Genomic DNA, 14,724 nt, shown 5'->3' with positions numbered 1-14,724 from the left:
TCTGCGCAATCTGGGATTGGGGCCAGTTTAGCCAGCCTTCAAGGACAACGAACCAGGACCTCGCCGCGGTTCCCACCGCACACTTCAGGGCCGCGGGGCCTCTGGACGCGCGGTTGCCGCGCGGGCCCGCGGTGGCGGCGGCTAGACTCGAAGGCGGCACAGACAGGACCGGGAACGACGGGGGCTACGTTTTGGTGACACTCGGATGGCGCGCTACGGCACGGCCTGCGCGTGGGGGAACCGCCATCTTCGCGGCGGCGTTCCTGGCCGCGGGCAGCCTGGCCTCCTGCAGCGTCAACGTTCCGGATCCCGAATCGAGCACGCCTGCGCCGGTCCCGTCGGTTCCCGCGAAGCCCACCATCACGCCCGGCCACGACGCCGATGCGGTCGCCGCCAGGGACCTCCCGCTCAGCGCCGGCGGATCCTTGGCCGCGGGCGTACCGGTGGAAATCTCGGACGGGTTGCGGGAAGTGCCGGGCTGGAAGCTCGTGGAGGAAAACGTCCAGGGACAGAACCGCTTCGTACGAAAGGACGGCTGCGAGGTGACCACCCGGCTGAGCCTCAACCAGGGTGCTCTTGCCGTCGGCGGCGACGACAAAGCCTCCACTGAAGCCCTGTTCGCCTACCTGGACCAAGGGATCGAGCCCGCCTCCCTGACCACCGAGACCCTCCGCTGGGGAGCGGACGACGACAGGCCTCCGCGCAAGGTCCAGGTTCTTGCCTTCAACGCGCGGGCGGCCGCCGGTGGAAAGTCCTTCACTGTCCTTGCCCGCCTGTTCGCCACCGCCGGCTCGTCCGCCTACATCACCGCGGCCTGCCCCTCGCCGGCCGCGCTGGCCACGGCCAAGGCCGACGTCGCGAAATACCTGCCGCTGGTCCCGCCCGGCAACTGATCTGCCCGATCGGTGATCCGGCCGGGCGGCAAGGCACTTACCGGCCGCGGCCCGATGCCGCCGTGCTGCCCGCGAGCCGGTTGAGGGCCAGGGCCGCCACCAGCAGGCCGAAGTCCCGGAGAGCGACATCGAAGAAGCTGCCCAGGACCAGGAGGTTGACGATGATGCCCAGCAGCCATACGGCAACCAGCACGGAGCCGAAGCGCGGGCGCACCGCAACGGCGATGCCCGCGATAATTTCGACGATCCCCACGCCGTACATGAACGCCTGGGGAGTCACGGGCACCACAGCCGTGGCCACCGGCGCGAGATAGTCCGTCCAGTCCGCCAGGACGTTCGTGAATTTGTCCAGGCCGAAGAGGACCGGTGCGGCGGTGAAGACGGTCCTGAGCAGCAGATATGCCTGCCGCGCCGGGTCCATGGCTGCGATCCTGCCGGCGCCTGCGTGCGCCGTGGTTTCCTGGGTTTTCATGGCTCTTCCTTCCTGTTCACTGCGCTGCATCCGTCTAAAAACGGATAGTTTGATTTTAGAATTCCTGCCTAATTTAATCAACGGATGCCTTTTTAGAGTTACCCTTGTCCCATGACCGGACTTTCCTGGCGCGAACGGCTGACCGCCCTGTCTTCGCTTGGCGACGACGGCCGCCGCAGGCTGTACGAGTACGTGTGCGCCGCCGGCACCGCGACGGGCAGGGACGAGGCTGCCGCCGCCCTCGGCATGCCGCGCAGCACGGCGTCGTTCCACCTGGACCGCCTGGTCCGCGACGGGCTGCTCGGAGCCGAGTTCCGTAAGCCGGCCGGCAAAGGCGGGCCGGGCTCCGGCCGTCCCGCGAAGCTTTACGTTCCGCTTCTCGCCGAGATTGGTGTTTCAGTCCCCGAGCGCAACTACGACCTCGCCGGCGTCGTTCTTGCCTCAGCCGTCAGCGCCGCGATGGACGGGCGAGTTGCGCGCGAGGCCCTGCTCGGGACCGCACGCGCCAAGGGCGCGGAGGCCGGTGCCGGCGGACGGGACTTTCTCGATGTCCTCGCCGGGCAGGGATACCGACCGGAAGTGGACGACGACGGCGGCCACGCGCTGCTGAACTGCCCGTTCCACAGGCTTTCGCGGAGCCACCCCGAGGTGGTGTGCGCGATGAACGGCGCCTTCCTCGCCGGGGTCGCCGATGCCTGCGGCGTCGACGCCGCGCGGGTCGCCGGCGACGACCGGCCCGGCCACTGTTGCGCCCGGATCCTGCCCGCACACTGATGCCAGCGCGCGCCTTACGCCGTCGATAGACTCTTAAGGTGCCCGTATACCTGGACCATGCCGCCACGACCCCCATCGCCCCCGCCGCGCTTGAGGCGATGACCCGTGAGCTTGCGCGCACGGGCAACCCCTCCTCGCTACACGGTTCCGGACGGCGCGCCCGCCGCGCCGTCGAGGACGCCCGGGAAATCCTGGCCGCGGCCGCCGGTGCCCACCCCTCAGAAGTCATCTTCACCTCCGGCGGCACCGAGGCGGACAACCTCGCGGTCAAGGGCTTGTACTGGACCCGGCGCGACGAAGACCCGCGCCGGAACCGCATCCTCTGCTCCGCCGTCGAACACCACGCCGTGCAGGACACCGTTGAATGGCTGGAACGGCACGAAGGCGCCGAGGTCGTGTGGCTGCCGGTGGACGCCGACGGCGTCGTGAAGGTGGACGCAGTCAAGTCCGCACTGGAGCGGGATCCCGGCTCGGTGGCGCTGGTGACCGTCATGTGGGCCAATAACGAAGTGGGCAGCATCCAGCCGGTGCGGGAGATCGTGGAACTGGCAACGCCACATGGAATTCCGGTGCACTCGGATGCCGTCCAGGCCTTCGGCGCCCTGCCGGTCAGTTTCCGGGAATCCGGCCTGGCGGCGATGTCTGTCTCCGGGCACAAGATCGGCGGGCCGGTCGGCGTCGGGGCGCTGTTCCTGGGCCGCTCAGTCAAACTGACACCCGTGCAGCACGGCGGCGGGCAGGAACGAGACGTTCGCTCCGGCACCCTGGACACGGCGTCAATCGCCGCATTCGCTGCCGCAGCCGGTGCCCTGGCCGCGGATCTTCCGGCGGAAAGCGCGCGGATCGCGGCCCTGCGGGACAGGCTCATCGACGGCGTCCGGGCGGCGGTGCCCGAGGCCGTGCTCCGCGGGGCTCCCGGTGACGGCCGGCTGCCGAACAACGCCCACTTCACCTTCCCGGGCTGCGAGGGCGACTCCCTGCTGTTCCTGTTGGATCTTGCCGGCGTCGAGTCCTCCACGGGCTCGGCCTGCACGGCCGGGGTGCCCCGGCCCTCGCATGTGCTGCTGGCGATGGGGCTGGACGAGGACACCGCGCGCGGCGCCCAGCGCTTCAGCCTGGGCCACACCTCGAGCGAAGCCGACGTCGATGCCCTGCTCAAGGCACTGCCGGATGCCTATGCCCGGGCGAAGCAGGCAGGCATGGCAGGGCACGAATCCAGCATTCAGACGGCGGCCACCGTGGCCCGGTCCGCCGGGACGGCCCCGGCGTAGCCCACAGGGCCCCGGCGTCGCGGACCGGCTCAGCCCTCCGGAAGCAGCTCCTCCAAGGGCACCTCCGGATCGGTGAGGCGGGCGGAATCGACCGGCACGCGCCGCGAAATCAGGGCTTTGATGGTCTTGTGCACCTTCGGGCGATTGATGCTCATCCCGGCCACTACCGCATTGCCCTCCAGCCAGAAGGCCAGGAAGCTCTTCTCGTCCATGGAACCGCGCAGCACCGGGGCTTGGCCGGCGGCCATGGAAGGGAAGCCGGAGTATTCCATGGCGACATCGAACTGGTCCGTATAGAAGTAGGGCACCATGTCCAGTTCCGCGTCCTGGCCGAGCATGGCCTTGGCTGCCACCTTTCCGCCCATGAGCGCGTTGTACCAGTGCTCGCTGCGATGGTGTTGCCCGGTGAAGGGATGCAGGGCATTGGCGACGTCCCCGGCGGCGAACACATCGGGGCTGCTGGTGCGCAGGGAAGCGTCCACCACGATGCCGTCATCCAAGGTGAGTCCGGCGTTCCCGGCCAAGGTGGTGTCCGGCATGACGCCGGCCGCGATGACCACGAGGTCCGCAGGGATCTCCTCCCCGGCATCGGTGACGACGGCGCTGGCCCGGCCGCCGGAGCCCTTGATCTCCTTGGCGCTCGCGGGCAGCCGGAACTTTACTCCGTGGGACTCGTGGAGCCCGCGGAAGAACGCGCCCAGCTCGGGACCGATGGCCGTCGACAGCGGGATGTCCTCCAGTCCCAGCAGCGTGACCTCGTTGCCGTAGCTGCGGGCAGCGGCCGCGAGCTCCATTCCGATCCAACCGGAACCGACCATCACGAGGCGCCGGCCGCCGTCGGACAGTGCAGCCTTCAGCCGGCGTGAGTCCTCCATGGTGCGGAAGGTCCCGACCCCGCCCAGTTCGCTGCCGGGCAGCGGTAGTTTCCGCGGCTGGGCGCCGGTGGCGATCAGGAGCTTCGAATACTCCAGTTCCTTCCCGGACCCGAGGCGGACCGTATGCGCCTGCGGGTCAGCGGCGACCACGGGATCGCCGAGCAGCAGGTCGACGCCGTTCTCCGCGTACCAGTCCTGCGGCACCACCGGGACCTTGTCTTCGCCGTCCTTGCCCAGGAGGAATTCCTTGGAGAGGGGCGGCCTGAGGTAGGGCACCTGCGCTTCGGCGCAGGCGATGGTGATAGTTCCCGTGAAACCCTCCGAGCGGAGGGTCCGGGCGGCGGTGGCGCCGGCCAGGCCCCCGCCGGCGATGACGAAATGTCCGGTGTCCATGATGCCTCGATTCCTGTGGGGTGGTCCGCTGCTGCATCTAAAACCGTCAAATTTGACTTTAGAAGGGGAGGTGAAGGCGGTCAAGGGTTTCCCGCGCGGTTCCGGCAGACGGTAGAATGGACGGGCGCGCGGTGTCTTCCGGCGCGACCTTCCACCCCATACCCATACCCAGCAGAAAGCCAGCATGCGAGTACTTGCAGCCATGAGCGGCGGAGTCGATTCCGCCGTCGCCGCCGCCCGCGCCGTCGAGGCGGGGCACGACGTCGTCGGGGTCCACCTGGCGTTGTCCCGCATGCCCGGAACGCTGCGAACGGGAAGCCGCGGCTGCTGCACCATCGAGGACTCCCGCGACGCCTGGCGCGCCTGCGACGTTCTCGGGATTCCCTACTACGTCTGGGACTTCTCGGAGCGCTTCAAGGAAGACGTTGTCCAGGACTTCATCGACGAGTATGCAGCCGGCCGCACGCCCAACCCCTGCATGCGCTGCAACGAGCGCATCAAGTTCGCCGCCCTCCTGGAGAAGGCGCTCGCCCTGGGGTTCGATGCCGTGTGCACCGGCCACTACGCCAAGGTGATCACCGACGCCGACGGCAACCCGGAACTGCACCGCGCCGCGGACTGGGCCAAGGACCAGAGCTACGTGCTGGGCGTGCTGACCCACGAACAGCTCAAGCACTCGATGTTCCCCCTCGCGGAAACCCCCTCCAAGGCGGAGGTGCGGGCCGAAGCGGAGCGCCGCGGCCTGTCCGTGGCCAACAAGCCGGACAGCCACGACATCTGCTTCATTTCCGACGGCGACACCCGCGGCTGGCTCGCCGAGAAGATCGAGATGACCACCGGCGACATCGTCGATGAGACCGGCGTCAAGGTCGGCGAGCACCCCGGAGCCAACGCCTTCACCGTGGGGCAGCGCCGGGGCCTGAAGCTCGGCACGCCCGCGGCGGACGGGAAGCCCCGGTTCGTGCTGGAGATCCGGCCCAAGGAAAACAAGGTGGTGGTGGGGCCGGAAGCCCTGCTCGCCATCGACGAGATCCGCGGCATCAAGGTCTCCTGGGCCGGGCTTCCGATCGCCGAGGTGTCCACCGGGGCGGAGTTCGACTGCCACGCCCAGGTCCGGGCGCACGGCGACCCGGTGCCCGCCCGCGCCCGGGTGGAAGCCGTGGCGGATGACGCCGGTGTGGAGCGTGAAGGCCTGGTAGTCACCCTCAACGAGCCGCTGCGCGGCGTCGCCCCCGGCCAGACCGTCGTGCTGTACCAGGGCACCCGCGTGCTGGGCCAGGCAACCATCGACGCCGCCCGCTCGCTGCAGCGCGCCGCCCTCTAGCCTCCGCGCCGCCCGCAGGGGCCGCCGTCGCGCCATTGCCTCCGCCTGCCCGCGGGCAGATACTTGGCTATGCAGCAATCCGCTGCGGATGTGCATGGGGTTTCCGCGCAGGGGGCGGCAATGGCTGTGGCATTTCAGGACAAGGCCCCGGGGGATATCAAGGCCGGGCAGATGGTCCCCCTGACGGTTCTCGCGGAAGGGCCCATCGGCAGCAACGGGATGGCCCCGATCACTACGCAGCTGAAGGTCCCCGTCGAGCGGCTGCGCAGGGGGCCCACCGGCCACCGGCTGAGCGTGCACATCAGGAAATGGCGCGGCACCAGCGTGGTTCCGGTGTCCCTGACGGTGCCGGGCAACCCCTGGCAGTTTGTCTCGGAAGAGCCGCCCTGCGAGCTGCGCGAACTCCTGGACGATTCACGCTTCCTGGCCCAGCATGTGTACGGCGTCGCCGCTTCCACCCTGCACTTCTTCGAGTCGACCCTCGGCCGCCGCATGCCGTGGAACCCGGAGGGCCGCCTGATCCTCAAGGCCCGGGACCTGGTCACCGCCGTGGACACCGGCTACGAACGCGGTACCAACATCATCCGCTTCGGCTCCATCGACCGGATGGGCTACAAAGTGCCGACCGCCCTGTACCGGGACATCGTGGCGCACGAGGTCACGCACGCCATCCTCGACGGATTCCGTCCGGCCTGGGCGGACCAGCTTGCCGGGATCGAACAGCTCGCCATGCACGAGGCGCTCGCCGACCTCGTGGCCATCCTTTCCGTGTTCTCCTCGCGGGACGTCGTGTACCGCCAGTTGCTGGCCGCCGCGGGAAGGGCGGGAGCGGACGTGCCGCTCGACGACGATGCCCTGATGCGCACGCTCTTCGACTTCGCACGGGACCTGTATGCCCGCGGGCCGCTGCGGGAGCCCTTCGCCGGCGCCGTGCCGGAGAACTGGCAGGACCATCCGGAACCGCACGTCCGCGGAACCGTGGTGGTGGGCGCCGTGCTGCGGGCCGTCCACCGGATGTGGATGGAACGCAACCGCCGCTTCGGCGAGGGCCAAAGCCTGCAGCAGAAGGCCGAATCAGGCTCCATCGTCGGCACCAGGGTGCTCCGCATGGTGATCCGCGGGCTGTCCTACATGCCGCCGGTCGATGTCCTGTGGCGGGACCTGCTCCGGGGAATCATCGCTGCGGACCTGGACATGGTGCCCGAGGACCAGCACGGCTACCGGGAAGCGATCCAGGAAGAGTTCTCCAGGATCGGCATCCGGCGGGTGCCCTTGGCCAACATCTCCGGCGTGGACAACTACCGGGGCCTGAGGTACCCGGTCCGGCTCGCCGCACTCGGTTCGGACCCGCAGGAAGTCCAGCGCTTCGTCTGGGAAAACCCGCGGCTGCTGGACGCCGCCCGCCTGGAACGGCGCACCCCGCTCAGCTCCACCCGGGTAAGGACCTCGGAACGGGTCTCTCCGGACGGCTTCGTGGTCTCGGAGATCGGCGCCTCCTTCATCCAGACCGTCCGGATGAGCCGGCGCGAAGCCGCGGTCCGGCTGGGCCTGAAGACCAAACGCGAATACGTGGACATCCGGGGCGGGGGACTGCTGCGTTTCGACGCCGGCGGCCGGCTCGTCTACGCCGCATTGAAGCCGGTGATGTCCCGGGAGCGGCAGACAGCCATGTTCGTCTCGGACGAGCAGCACGCCGCCGAACAGGAAGTGTCCAGCGGCGTGCAGGGCAGGTTCCACCGCACCGGCGACTGACGAGCGCGACCGGCTGGCGGTCCGCCCGCAGCCGCGGCGGGACTTATCCGGGCGAACCCCACGCGGCCTTGCGGGCCGCCGTCGACGCCTCCAACTGGGCCACCTGGTCGAAGCCGCCGGCCTTCAACCCCTTGCTGACCGATTTGAGGACGTCCGCCCGGGGGAGGGTGCCGTCCGCTTCGAGCGCCTTGACCAGGTTGTACGTGAACGCACCGTTGTACCGCTGGTCGAGGTAGGCGTCGGCGGCGGTCTGGTCGGCGCGGCAGGCGGCCATCAGCACCGGTTTCGTGGCCCCTCCGGCCTTGACCAGGTCCCGCAGCACCCGGGTGTCGCTGTATTCCGAGGCCGCGACCGCCCGCGCCGTCGGGGCCGGGAGGAAGCGCGGGCGCCGGCCGGGCAGCAGGTCCAGCGACTTCAGGCCCGTTCCGCTGTGGCAGGTGTCCAGGACGACCTCCATGAGCACGCCGTCCGGCAGCTTCGAAAACAGATCGAAGAGCTCGTCGTCGGCAATCACTGTGGCCGGGTCCCACGCGTCTCCGGTGTTGTTGATGCCGTAGCAGGCGAAGGCCTCATCCAGGCGGTCCGCCTCGTCCCCGCTCGTATCAGGGATCTGCGTGCCGTGGCTGGAGAAGGTGAAGACCAGATGCCCGGCCTTGCCCGACACGGCCAGGTCCAGGAGCCTGGTCAGCTCGGCCATGACGGCGTCCTTGTCCGCGTCGGCGTCGTGCAGGACCGTGATGCCGGAGGAAGGGAATCCATAGCGGCCCTCCAGCAGGGCCGAGAGGTCGTTGGCGTCGTTGACACATCCCTGGAGCCAACTGGATTGCGGAAGGAATTTGAATTCGTTGATGCCCACACACAGGGCTGCCTTGTTCATGAGCGCGTCCTTTGACCGGAAGTTGCGCGGATTCAGCTAGGCGGCCCCAAGCTCCGCCGCCAGGACGGCCCGGCTGCAGCAGAAGCGCGGCCGGGCCGACGAACACAAGCTGCCCCGGGCAGGCCACGGAGCGCATCTCAACCTTAATCCCGGGGCCGGGCCGCGGCAATGGACCACGCGGGACCCGAACGGCCAAGGCGCGGCGGGGGTCGAAAAATAAAGTTTGTGTTTCAAATCACAGGAATCCCTCTTTTCCGACCGATTGTTCTGGTTGAATCGGGGCATCAGCTGTGCGTGCCTTCCCGAAACCGTCCGGGGGCGGGCGCGCCGGACCCACCAAACAGCCAAATTCGACAGAACTCGAATCCACAGAACGGAAAGTTCACTGATGGCAATCAACAAGAAAGCCCTGCAAGGCGCCATCGCGCTCGCGGGTGTCTCTGCGTTCGCTCTCACGGCCTGCACGGGCCCCTCGGGCGGCACGCCTTCCAACGGCGCCAGTGGCGCGGCCAGCACCATCGCCTACGGCACCACCGACAAGGTGACCGCCCTGGATCCCGCTGGATCCTACGACAACGGGTCGTTCATGGTGATGAACCAGATCTTCCCGTTCCTGCTCAACTCCAAGCCCGGCGGTGCCGACCCCGTTCCGGACATCGCCGAATCGGCCTCGTTCACCAAGCCCACCGAATACACGGTGAAGCTCAAGAGCGACCTGAAGTGGGCCAACGGCCACACCCTGGACTCCAAGGACGTGAAGTTCAGCTTCGACCGCCAGGTCAAGATCAAGGACCCGAACGGGCCGTCCTCCCTGCTGACGAACATCGCCTCGATCAGCACCCCGGACGCACAAACCGTGGTCTTCACCCTCAAACTGGCCAATGACCAGACCTTCGCCCAGATCCTTTCCAGCCCCGCGGGCCCGATCGTCGACGACGAGGTCTTCCCGGCCGACAAGCTCCTCTCCGACGACGGCATCGTCAAGGCCAAGGCCTTCCACGGCCAGTACACCATCGAGAGCTACAACAAGAACACGCTCATCAGCCTCAAGCCGTACGCGGACTACAAGGGTGTGCTGGACAAGGCGGCCAACGGCGGCGCCACCATTAAGTACTACACCGACCAGAGCAACATGAAGCTGGACATCCAGCAGGGCAACCTTGACGTTGCCAACCGCAGCCTGAGCGCTACCGACATCGAGGACCTCAAGAAGGACTCCAAGGTCAAGGTGCACGTGGGCCCCGGCGGTGAAATGCGGTACATCGTCTTCAACTACAACGTCATGCCATTCGGAGCGAAGACCGCCGACGCCGATCCCGCCAAGGCGCATGCCGTCCGGCAGGCAGTGGCGAACCTCGTCGACCGCCAGGCGATCGCGGATCAGGTCTACAAGGGCACTTACCTGCCGCTGTGGTCCAACGTCCCGTCCGGGTTCCTCGGTGCCAACGAGTCCTTCAAGGACCTCTACGGCCAGGACGGCAAGCCCAGCGAGGACAAGGCCAAGAAGGTGCTCGCCGATGCCGGAGTCACCACCCCGGTGACCATCAAGCTCCAGTACAACCCGGACCACTACGGCAAGTCCTCCGGTGACGAGTACGCAATGGTGAAGGACCAGCTGGAAAAGTCCGGCCTGTTCAAGGTGGACCTGCAGTCCACGGAGTGGGTTACGTACAACTCGGCGTCCAAGGCCGACACCTACCCGGTGCACCAGCTGGGTTGGTTCCCGGACTTCTCCGACCCGGACAACTACCTCACCCCGTTCTTCCCCAAGGGCGGGTTCATGAACAACCACTACTCCAACGCCGAGGTCGACAAGCTGATCTCCAAGCAGCTGACCGAATCGGACAAGGCCACCCGCGAGAAGGACATCCAGGATGTCCAGAAGCTGCTCGCGGAAGACATCTCCACCCTGCCCCTGCTGCAGGGTGCCCAGGTCGCCGTCGCCGGCACAAGCGTCAAGGGTGTCGAGTCCACCCTGGACGCGTCCTTCAAGTTCCGCCTGGGCAGCGTTTCGAAGTAATGCGTCCACGCAGGAGGCGGGGTGCGCCCCGCCTCCTGCCGTGAGCAGGGCAATAGCCCGCGAAACGACTGTCTACTAAGGATTCCTCATGGCTACACTCATCGAGGCCGAGACACCTGATGTCCTTGGCCCGGCCGCGCCCAAACGCGGCACCGGGGGAGTGGGACGGTACATCCTCGTCCGCTTCCTCCTGATCTTCCCCACAATCTTTATCCTGGTCACGCTGGTTTTCTTCCTGATGCGCATCACCGGCGACCCCATCACCGCCGCGCTCGGCGGACGCCTCCCGCAGGACCAGCTTGACGCCAGGATCCACGAGGCCGGCTACGACCGGCCCATCCTGGTGCAGTACTTCGAATACCTCGGCCAGATCGCCACCGGCAACTTCGGCACCACCCTCTCGGACCGGCGGCCGGTCGTCGAAATGCTTGCCACCTTCGGCACGGCGACCCTTGAACTGGCCATCAACTCCTTGGTGGTGGCGCTGCTCATCGGCATCCCGTTGGGCATGATCGCGGCCCACCGCCGTGACCGTACTCCCGACGCACTGCTGCGTTTCTTCGCCATCCTCTGCTACGCCACCCCGGTCTTCTTCGCGGGCCTGCTCCTGAAGCTGACCTTCTCCGTGGCGCTGGGCTGGCTGCCGGTCTCCGGACGGGCCTCCACCAGCACCGAGCTGGCCATGTCCCAGCTCGCGGCACCGAGTGGCATCTACTGGCTGGATGCCATCCGCAGCGGAAACTACCAGGCACTCGGTGACATCGCCGCGCACGCGGTGCTTCCCGCCGTCGCGCTCGGACTGCTCACCGCGGGGGTCTTCCTGCGCCTGGTGCGCACCAATCTGATCGGCACGCTCGGCAAGGACTATGTGGAAGCGGGCCGTTCGCGCGGCGTCAGCGAGTTCCGCCTGGTCACCAAGCACGCTTACAAGCCGGCGCTCATCCCGATCATCACCGTCATGGGGCTGCAGATCGCGCTCATGCTCGGTGGAGCCGTGCTGACCGAGACCACTTTCGAGTGGAAAGGCCTGGGGTACCAGTTGGCGCAGTACCTGACCGCCCGTGACTTCGTGGCCGTGCAGGGCATCGTGATGCTGCTGGCCGTGATAGTGGCCGTCACCAACTTCGTGGTGGACATCCTCGCCGCGGTCATCGACCCGAGGGTGAGGTACTGATGTCTGAGACAACGACGGCGGCCGTCCCGCCGCCCGCTCCCCGCAAGGCACCGCTGCTCGACCGTCTGCCGGTGACCTCGCACATCCGGCAAAGCGTCGGGCTGCAGCGCACCATGCTGCTCATCGGCATCACGCTGACGGGGCTGTTCCTGTTGGCCGCTATGTTCGCACCGCTGCTCGCGCCGTACGGGTACGCGCAGATTTCCGACGCCGCCGGGACTTTCCCCGCCCAGGCCGCCCCCGGCGGCAAGCACCCCTGGGGTACTACCGTGGGCGGATACGACGTACTGTCGCGCGTGCTTTGGGGATCCCAGACCGCGGCGACCGTGATTGTGGTGTCCGTGGCAATGTCCATCTTCGTGGGCGTAGCGCTCGGCCTGCTCAGCGGCTACTTCGGCGGCTGGCTGGACCGGGTCCTGGTGGTCATCGCGGATGCCATCTACGCCTTCCCCTCGCTGCTGCTGGCGATCGTGATGTCGATTGTCATCAGCCAGGGCCAGTCCAGTTTCTGGGGCGGCATCCTGGCCTGTTCGATTTCCATCACCGTGGTGTTCGTGCCGCAGTACTTCCGCGTGATCAGGGCCGAAACCATTCGGCTCAAGGCCGAACCCTTCGTGGAATCGGCCATGGTGGTCGGAGCCTCCAGCTGGCGCATCATGGGCCGGCACATTTTCAAGAACGCCACCCGCACCCTGCCGCTGATCTTCACCCTGAATTCCTCCGAGGCGATCCTGACCCTGGCGGGCCTCGGCTTCCTGGGCTTCGGCATCGAGCCGACGTCGGCGGCCGAGTGGGGCTTTGACCTGAACAAGGCGCTCGCCGACGCGTCCTCCGGAATCTGGTGGACCGGCGTGTTCCCGGGCGTCGCGATTGTCCTGACAGTGCTCGGCCTGACCCTGGTGGGCGAAAGCATGAACGACCTCAACGATCCGCGGCTGCGCGGGCGCCGGGCTGCCGGAAACAAACGGTCCGGCAAAGCAAAGACGAAGGCGGGCCGGCCATGACCATCAACCTTGGAAACATCTCGGACGGCCCGCGTGACGCGGGGGCACCGGTCCTGGACATCGAGCGGCTCAAGGTCACCTTCGCCACGGACGCAGGTGACGTCCACGCCGTCAAGGACGTCAGCCTCGACGTGAAGGCCGGCGAAGTGCTGGCCATCGTGGGTGAATCCGGCTCCGGAAAGACCGTCACCGCCAAGACGATCCTGGGCCTGTTGCCGGAAACGGCTACGAGTTCCGGGACCGTGCTTATCAAGGGCAACAACGTCATCAGTGTCAGCCCGGCCACGCTGCGGAAGATCCGCGGCCGGGACGTCGCCATGGTGTTCCAGGAACCCTCCACCGCGCTGAACCCGGTGTTCACGGTGGGCTGGCAGATTGCCGAAGGGATCCGGGCGCACGCCGTGGACGGGCACCGGATCTCTGCCAAGGAGGCCAAGGCACGTGCCACCGAGGCCCTGCGCAAAGTGGGCATCCCGGATCCGGAAATCCGTGTCAACTACTACCCGCACCAGTTGTCCGGCGGGCAGAAACAACGCGTTGTCATCGCCGCCGCGCTCGCCTTGAACCCTGGGCTGATCGTAGCGGACGAACCCACCACGGCCTTGGACGTAACGGTCCAGGCCGAGATCCTGCAGCTGCTGCGGGACCTTCGCGACAAGTACGGCACCTCGATCGTGCTGATTACCCACAACATGGGCGTGGTGGCCGACCTGGCGGACCGGGTGGTCGTCATGTACCAGGGCGACGTGGTGGAGGAGGCCTCCGCCCGGACCCTGTTCGCGGAACCGAAGCAGGACTACACCAAGAAGCTCCTGGCCGCGGTCCCGCACCTCGGCCGGGATTCGGCGTCGGAAGGGGCCACGGCGCGGCTCCACCAGGGCGGAAAAGTCCTCGTGGAAGCCAAGGACCTCACGATCGAATTCCCGGGACGCCTCGGCACTCCGGGCTTCAAGGCGGTCAACGGCGTCAGCTTCACGGTGTCGGAGAATGAAGTCTTTGGCCTCGTGGGCGAGTCCGGGTCCGGCAAGTCCACCATCGGACGGGCCATTGCCGGGCTCAACCGGGTCACCGGCGGCAGCCTGAAGGTTTTCGGCTACGAAATGCTGGGCTTCAAGGAACGCAGTTTCAAACCGTTGCGCAAGGATATCGGCTTCGTGTTCCAGGACCCGGCGGCCTCGTTCAACCCGCACCTGACCGTGGGTGAGTGCATCGCCGAGCCCCTGCTGATCCACACCCATCCGAGCCCCGAGCAGGCCAGGCTCCGCGTCTCCCAGCTGCTGGAATCGGTGCAGCTGCCGGCTTCATACGCCGCGCGGTATCCGCACGAGCTCTCCGGCGGGCAACGCCAACGCGCCTCCCTGGCCCGGTCGCTCGCGCTGAACCCGAGGCTGCTGATCGCCGACGAACCGACCTCCGCACTGGACGTGTCCGTGCAGGCCAAGGTCCTGGAACTGTTCAGGGACATCCAGGAGGAGTACGGCTTCGCGGCCTTGTTCATCAGCCACGACCTCGCCGTCGTGGACATGCTCTCCCACTGGGTGGGTGTGCTGTTCAAGGGCCGGCTCGTGGAGCAGGGGATCGGCAGCCAGATCATGGGCGCCCCTTCCCAGGACTACACGAAGCGCTTGATTGCCTCACTGCCTGTCCCGGACCCGGAGGAACAGGCCCTGCGCCGGGAGGCCCACCGGGCGCTGCTCGGGACCTGACTGCACGACCGGCGCGCTTCGGGGTGCTTTGGGGCGGCATGCCGCGATCCTCTGCGTGCTGTTCCCCGCGCGCCCTCGGCAGCTAAGTTTTCTGCCGAGGGGCGCGGGGCCCCTTTGCGCACGCTGCCGGATCACGGCACGCCGACCGGACCGCGGCAAGCCCCTGCTCGCCGTCGCTTTGCGGCAGGC

General features: G+C 67.5%; 12 protein-coding genes. 9 read left to right on the top strand and 3 right to left on the bottom strand.

Going from position 1 to position 14,724, the window contains the following annotated elements; genetic code table 11:
* Nucleotides 1-194 precede the first annotated feature (194 nt).
* A complete protein-coding gene (locus tag BLP88_RS07650; protein ID WP_245679799.1) occupies nucleotides 195-893 on the top strand; it encodes a hypothetical protein in 699 nt (232 codons plus the stop codon).
* 37 nt (nucleotides 894-930) lie between these two features.
* On the opposite strand, the gene BLP88_RS07645 is transcribed toward BLP88_RS07650, so the two are convergent.
* Nucleotides 931-1,365: a DoxX family membrane protein gene (locus BLP88_RS07645; protein WP_074588211.1), complete on the bottom strand. Its 435-nt coding sequence runs from the start codon at nucleotides 1,363-1,365 to the stop codon at nucleotides 931-933.
* Nucleotides 1,366-1,476: 111 nt separating this feature from the next.
* Here BLP88_RS07645 and BLP88_RS07640 point away from each other — a divergent pair, with 111 nt between their 5' ends.
* On the top strand, nucleotides 1,477-2,139 hold the full coding sequence (locus tag BLP88_RS07640) for a helix-turn-helix transcriptional regulator (RefSeq protein ID WP_074588209.1): 663 nt from the start codon (nucleotides 1,477-1,479) through the stop codon (nucleotides 2,137-2,139).
* A 38-nt stretch (nucleotides 2,140-2,177) separates the two neighbouring features.
* On the top strand, nucleotides 2,178-3,410 hold the full coding sequence (locus tag BLP88_RS07635) for a cysteine desulfurase family protein (RefSeq protein WP_074588207.1): 1,233 nt from the start codon (nucleotides 2,178-2,180) through the stop codon (nucleotides 3,408-3,410).
* A gap of 29 nt (nucleotides 3,411-3,439) precedes the next feature.
* Here BLP88_RS07635 and BLP88_RS07630 read toward each other — a convergent pair whose 3' ends face one another.
* Nucleotides 3,440-4,678, bottom strand: a complete 1,239-nt coding sequence (locus tag BLP88_RS07630; RefSeq protein WP_074588206.1) for an NAD(P)/FAD-dependent oxidoreductase — start codon at nucleotides 4,676-4,678, stop codon at nucleotides 3,440-3,442.
* Between the two features lie 184 nt (nucleotides 4,679-4,862).
* On the opposite strand from BLP88_RS07630, the gene mnmA reads away from it, so the two are divergent.
* Both mnmA and BLP88_RS07620 read left to right on the top strand, forming a co-directional pair.
* Nucleotides 4,863-6,002, top strand: a complete 1,140-nt coding sequence (gene mnmA, locus BLP88_RS07625) for a tRNA 2-thiouridine(34) synthase MnmA (protein WP_074588204.1) — start codon at nucleotides 4,863-4,865, stop codon at nucleotides 6,000-6,002.
* Between the two features lie 120 nt (nucleotides 6,003-6,122).
* The gene (locus BLP88_RS07620) at nucleotides 6,123-7,754 is read left to right on the top strand and encodes a gluzincin family metallopeptidase (protein WP_074588203.1); all 1,632 of its coding nucleotides are present in this window, start codon (nucleotides 6,123-6,125) and stop codon (nucleotides 7,752-7,754) included.
* Nucleotides 7,755-7,797: 43 nt separating this feature from the next.
* Here the strand turns inward: BLP88_RS07620 and BLP88_RS07615 are convergent, their stop codons facing one another.
* Entirely contained in the window at nucleotides 7,798-8,631 is an 834-nt protein-coding gene (locus BLP88_RS07615) for a caspase family protein (RefSeq protein WP_074588201.1), read from the bottom strand.
* Nucleotides 8,632-9,019: 388 nt separating this feature from the next.
* Here BLP88_RS07615 and BLP88_RS07610 point away from each other — a divergent pair, with 388 nt between their 5' ends.
* The 4 genes from BLP88_RS07610 (at nucleotide 9,020) to BLP88_RS07595 (ending at nucleotide 14,535) form a co-directional block, all read left to right on the top strand.
* Entirely contained in the window at nucleotides 9,020-10,651 is a 1,632-nt protein-coding gene (locus BLP88_RS07610; protein ID WP_074588199.1) for an ABC transporter substrate-binding protein, read from the top strand.
* 88 nt (nucleotides 10,652-10,739) lie between these two features.
* Nucleotides 10,740-11,825, top strand: a complete 1,086-nt coding sequence (locus BLP88_RS07605) for an ABC transporter permease (RefSeq protein ID WP_074588198.1) — start codon at nucleotides 10,740-10,742, stop codon at nucleotides 11,823-11,825.
* Nucleotides 11,825-12,829 (top strand): ABC transporter permease, encoded by a 1,005-nt coding sequence (locus BLP88_RS07600; RefSeq protein WP_074588196.1) that lies wholly within the window; start codon nucleotides 11,825-11,827, stop codon nucleotides 12,827-12,829. Before BLP88_RS07605 ends, BLP88_RS07600 begins: the two co-directional genes overlap by 1 nt.
* Nucleotides 12,826-14,535, top strand: a complete 1,710-nt coding sequence (locus tag BLP88_RS07595; protein WP_074588194.1) for an ABC transporter ATP-binding protein — start codon at nucleotides 12,826-12,828, stop codon at nucleotides 14,533-14,535. The genes BLP88_RS07600 and BLP88_RS07595 overlap by 4 nt, the downstream gene beginning before the upstream one ends.
* The last annotated feature ends 189 nt before the right edge of the window (nucleotides 14,536-14,724 follow it).

The sequence above is a fragment of the Arthrobacter cupressi genome, from assembly GCF_900099975.1.
GTDB classification, from domain to species: domain Bacteria; phylum Actinomycetota; class Actinomycetes; order Actinomycetales; family Micrococcaceae; genus Arthrobacter; species Arthrobacter cupressi.
Note: the sequence above shows the minus strand (reverse complement) of the source record. Positions and strands in the feature narration are given on the sequence as shown.

Bases quoted from the DNA above. Each gene is read 5' to 3' on its own strand.
- BLP88_RS07645 (WP_074588211.1), bottom strand. From the start codon at position 1,365: ATGAAAACCCAGGAAACCACGGCGCACGCAGGCGCCGGCAGGATCGCA.
- BLP88_RS07640 (WP_074588209.1), top strand. From the start codon at position 1,477: ATGACCGGACTTTCCTGGCGCGAACGGCTGACCGCCCTGTCTTCGCTT.
- BLP88_RS07630 (WP_074588206.1), bottom strand. From the start codon at position 4,678: ATGGACACCGGACATTTCGTCATCGCCGGCGGGGGCCTGGCCGGCGCC.
- mnmA (WP_074588204.1), top strand. From the start codon at position 4,863: ATGCGAGTACTTGCAGCCATGAGCGGCGGAGTCGATTCCGCCGTCGCC.
- BLP88_RS07620 (WP_074588203.1), top strand. From the start codon at position 6,123: ATGGCTGTGGCATTTCAGGACAAGGCCCCGGGGGATATCAAGGCCGGG.
- BLP88_RS07615 (WP_074588201.1), bottom strand. From the start codon at position 8,631: ATGAACAAGGCAGCCCTGTGTGTGGGCATCAACGAATTCAAATTCCTT.
- BLP88_RS07610 (WP_074588199.1), top strand. From the start codon at position 9,020: ATGGCAATCAACAAGAAAGCCCTGCAAGGCGCCATCGCGCTCGCGGGT.
- BLP88_RS07605 (WP_074588198.1), top strand. From the start codon at position 10,740: ATGGCTACACTCATCGAGGCCGAGACACCTGATGTCCTTGGCCCGGCC.
- BLP88_RS07600 (WP_074588196.1), top strand. From the start codon at position 11,825: ATGTCTGAGACAACGACGGCGGCCGTCCCGCCGCCCGCTCCCCGCAAG.
- BLP88_RS07595 (WP_074588194.1), top strand. From the start codon at position 12,826: ATGACCATCAACCTTGGAAACATCTCGGACGGCCCGCGTGACGCGGGG.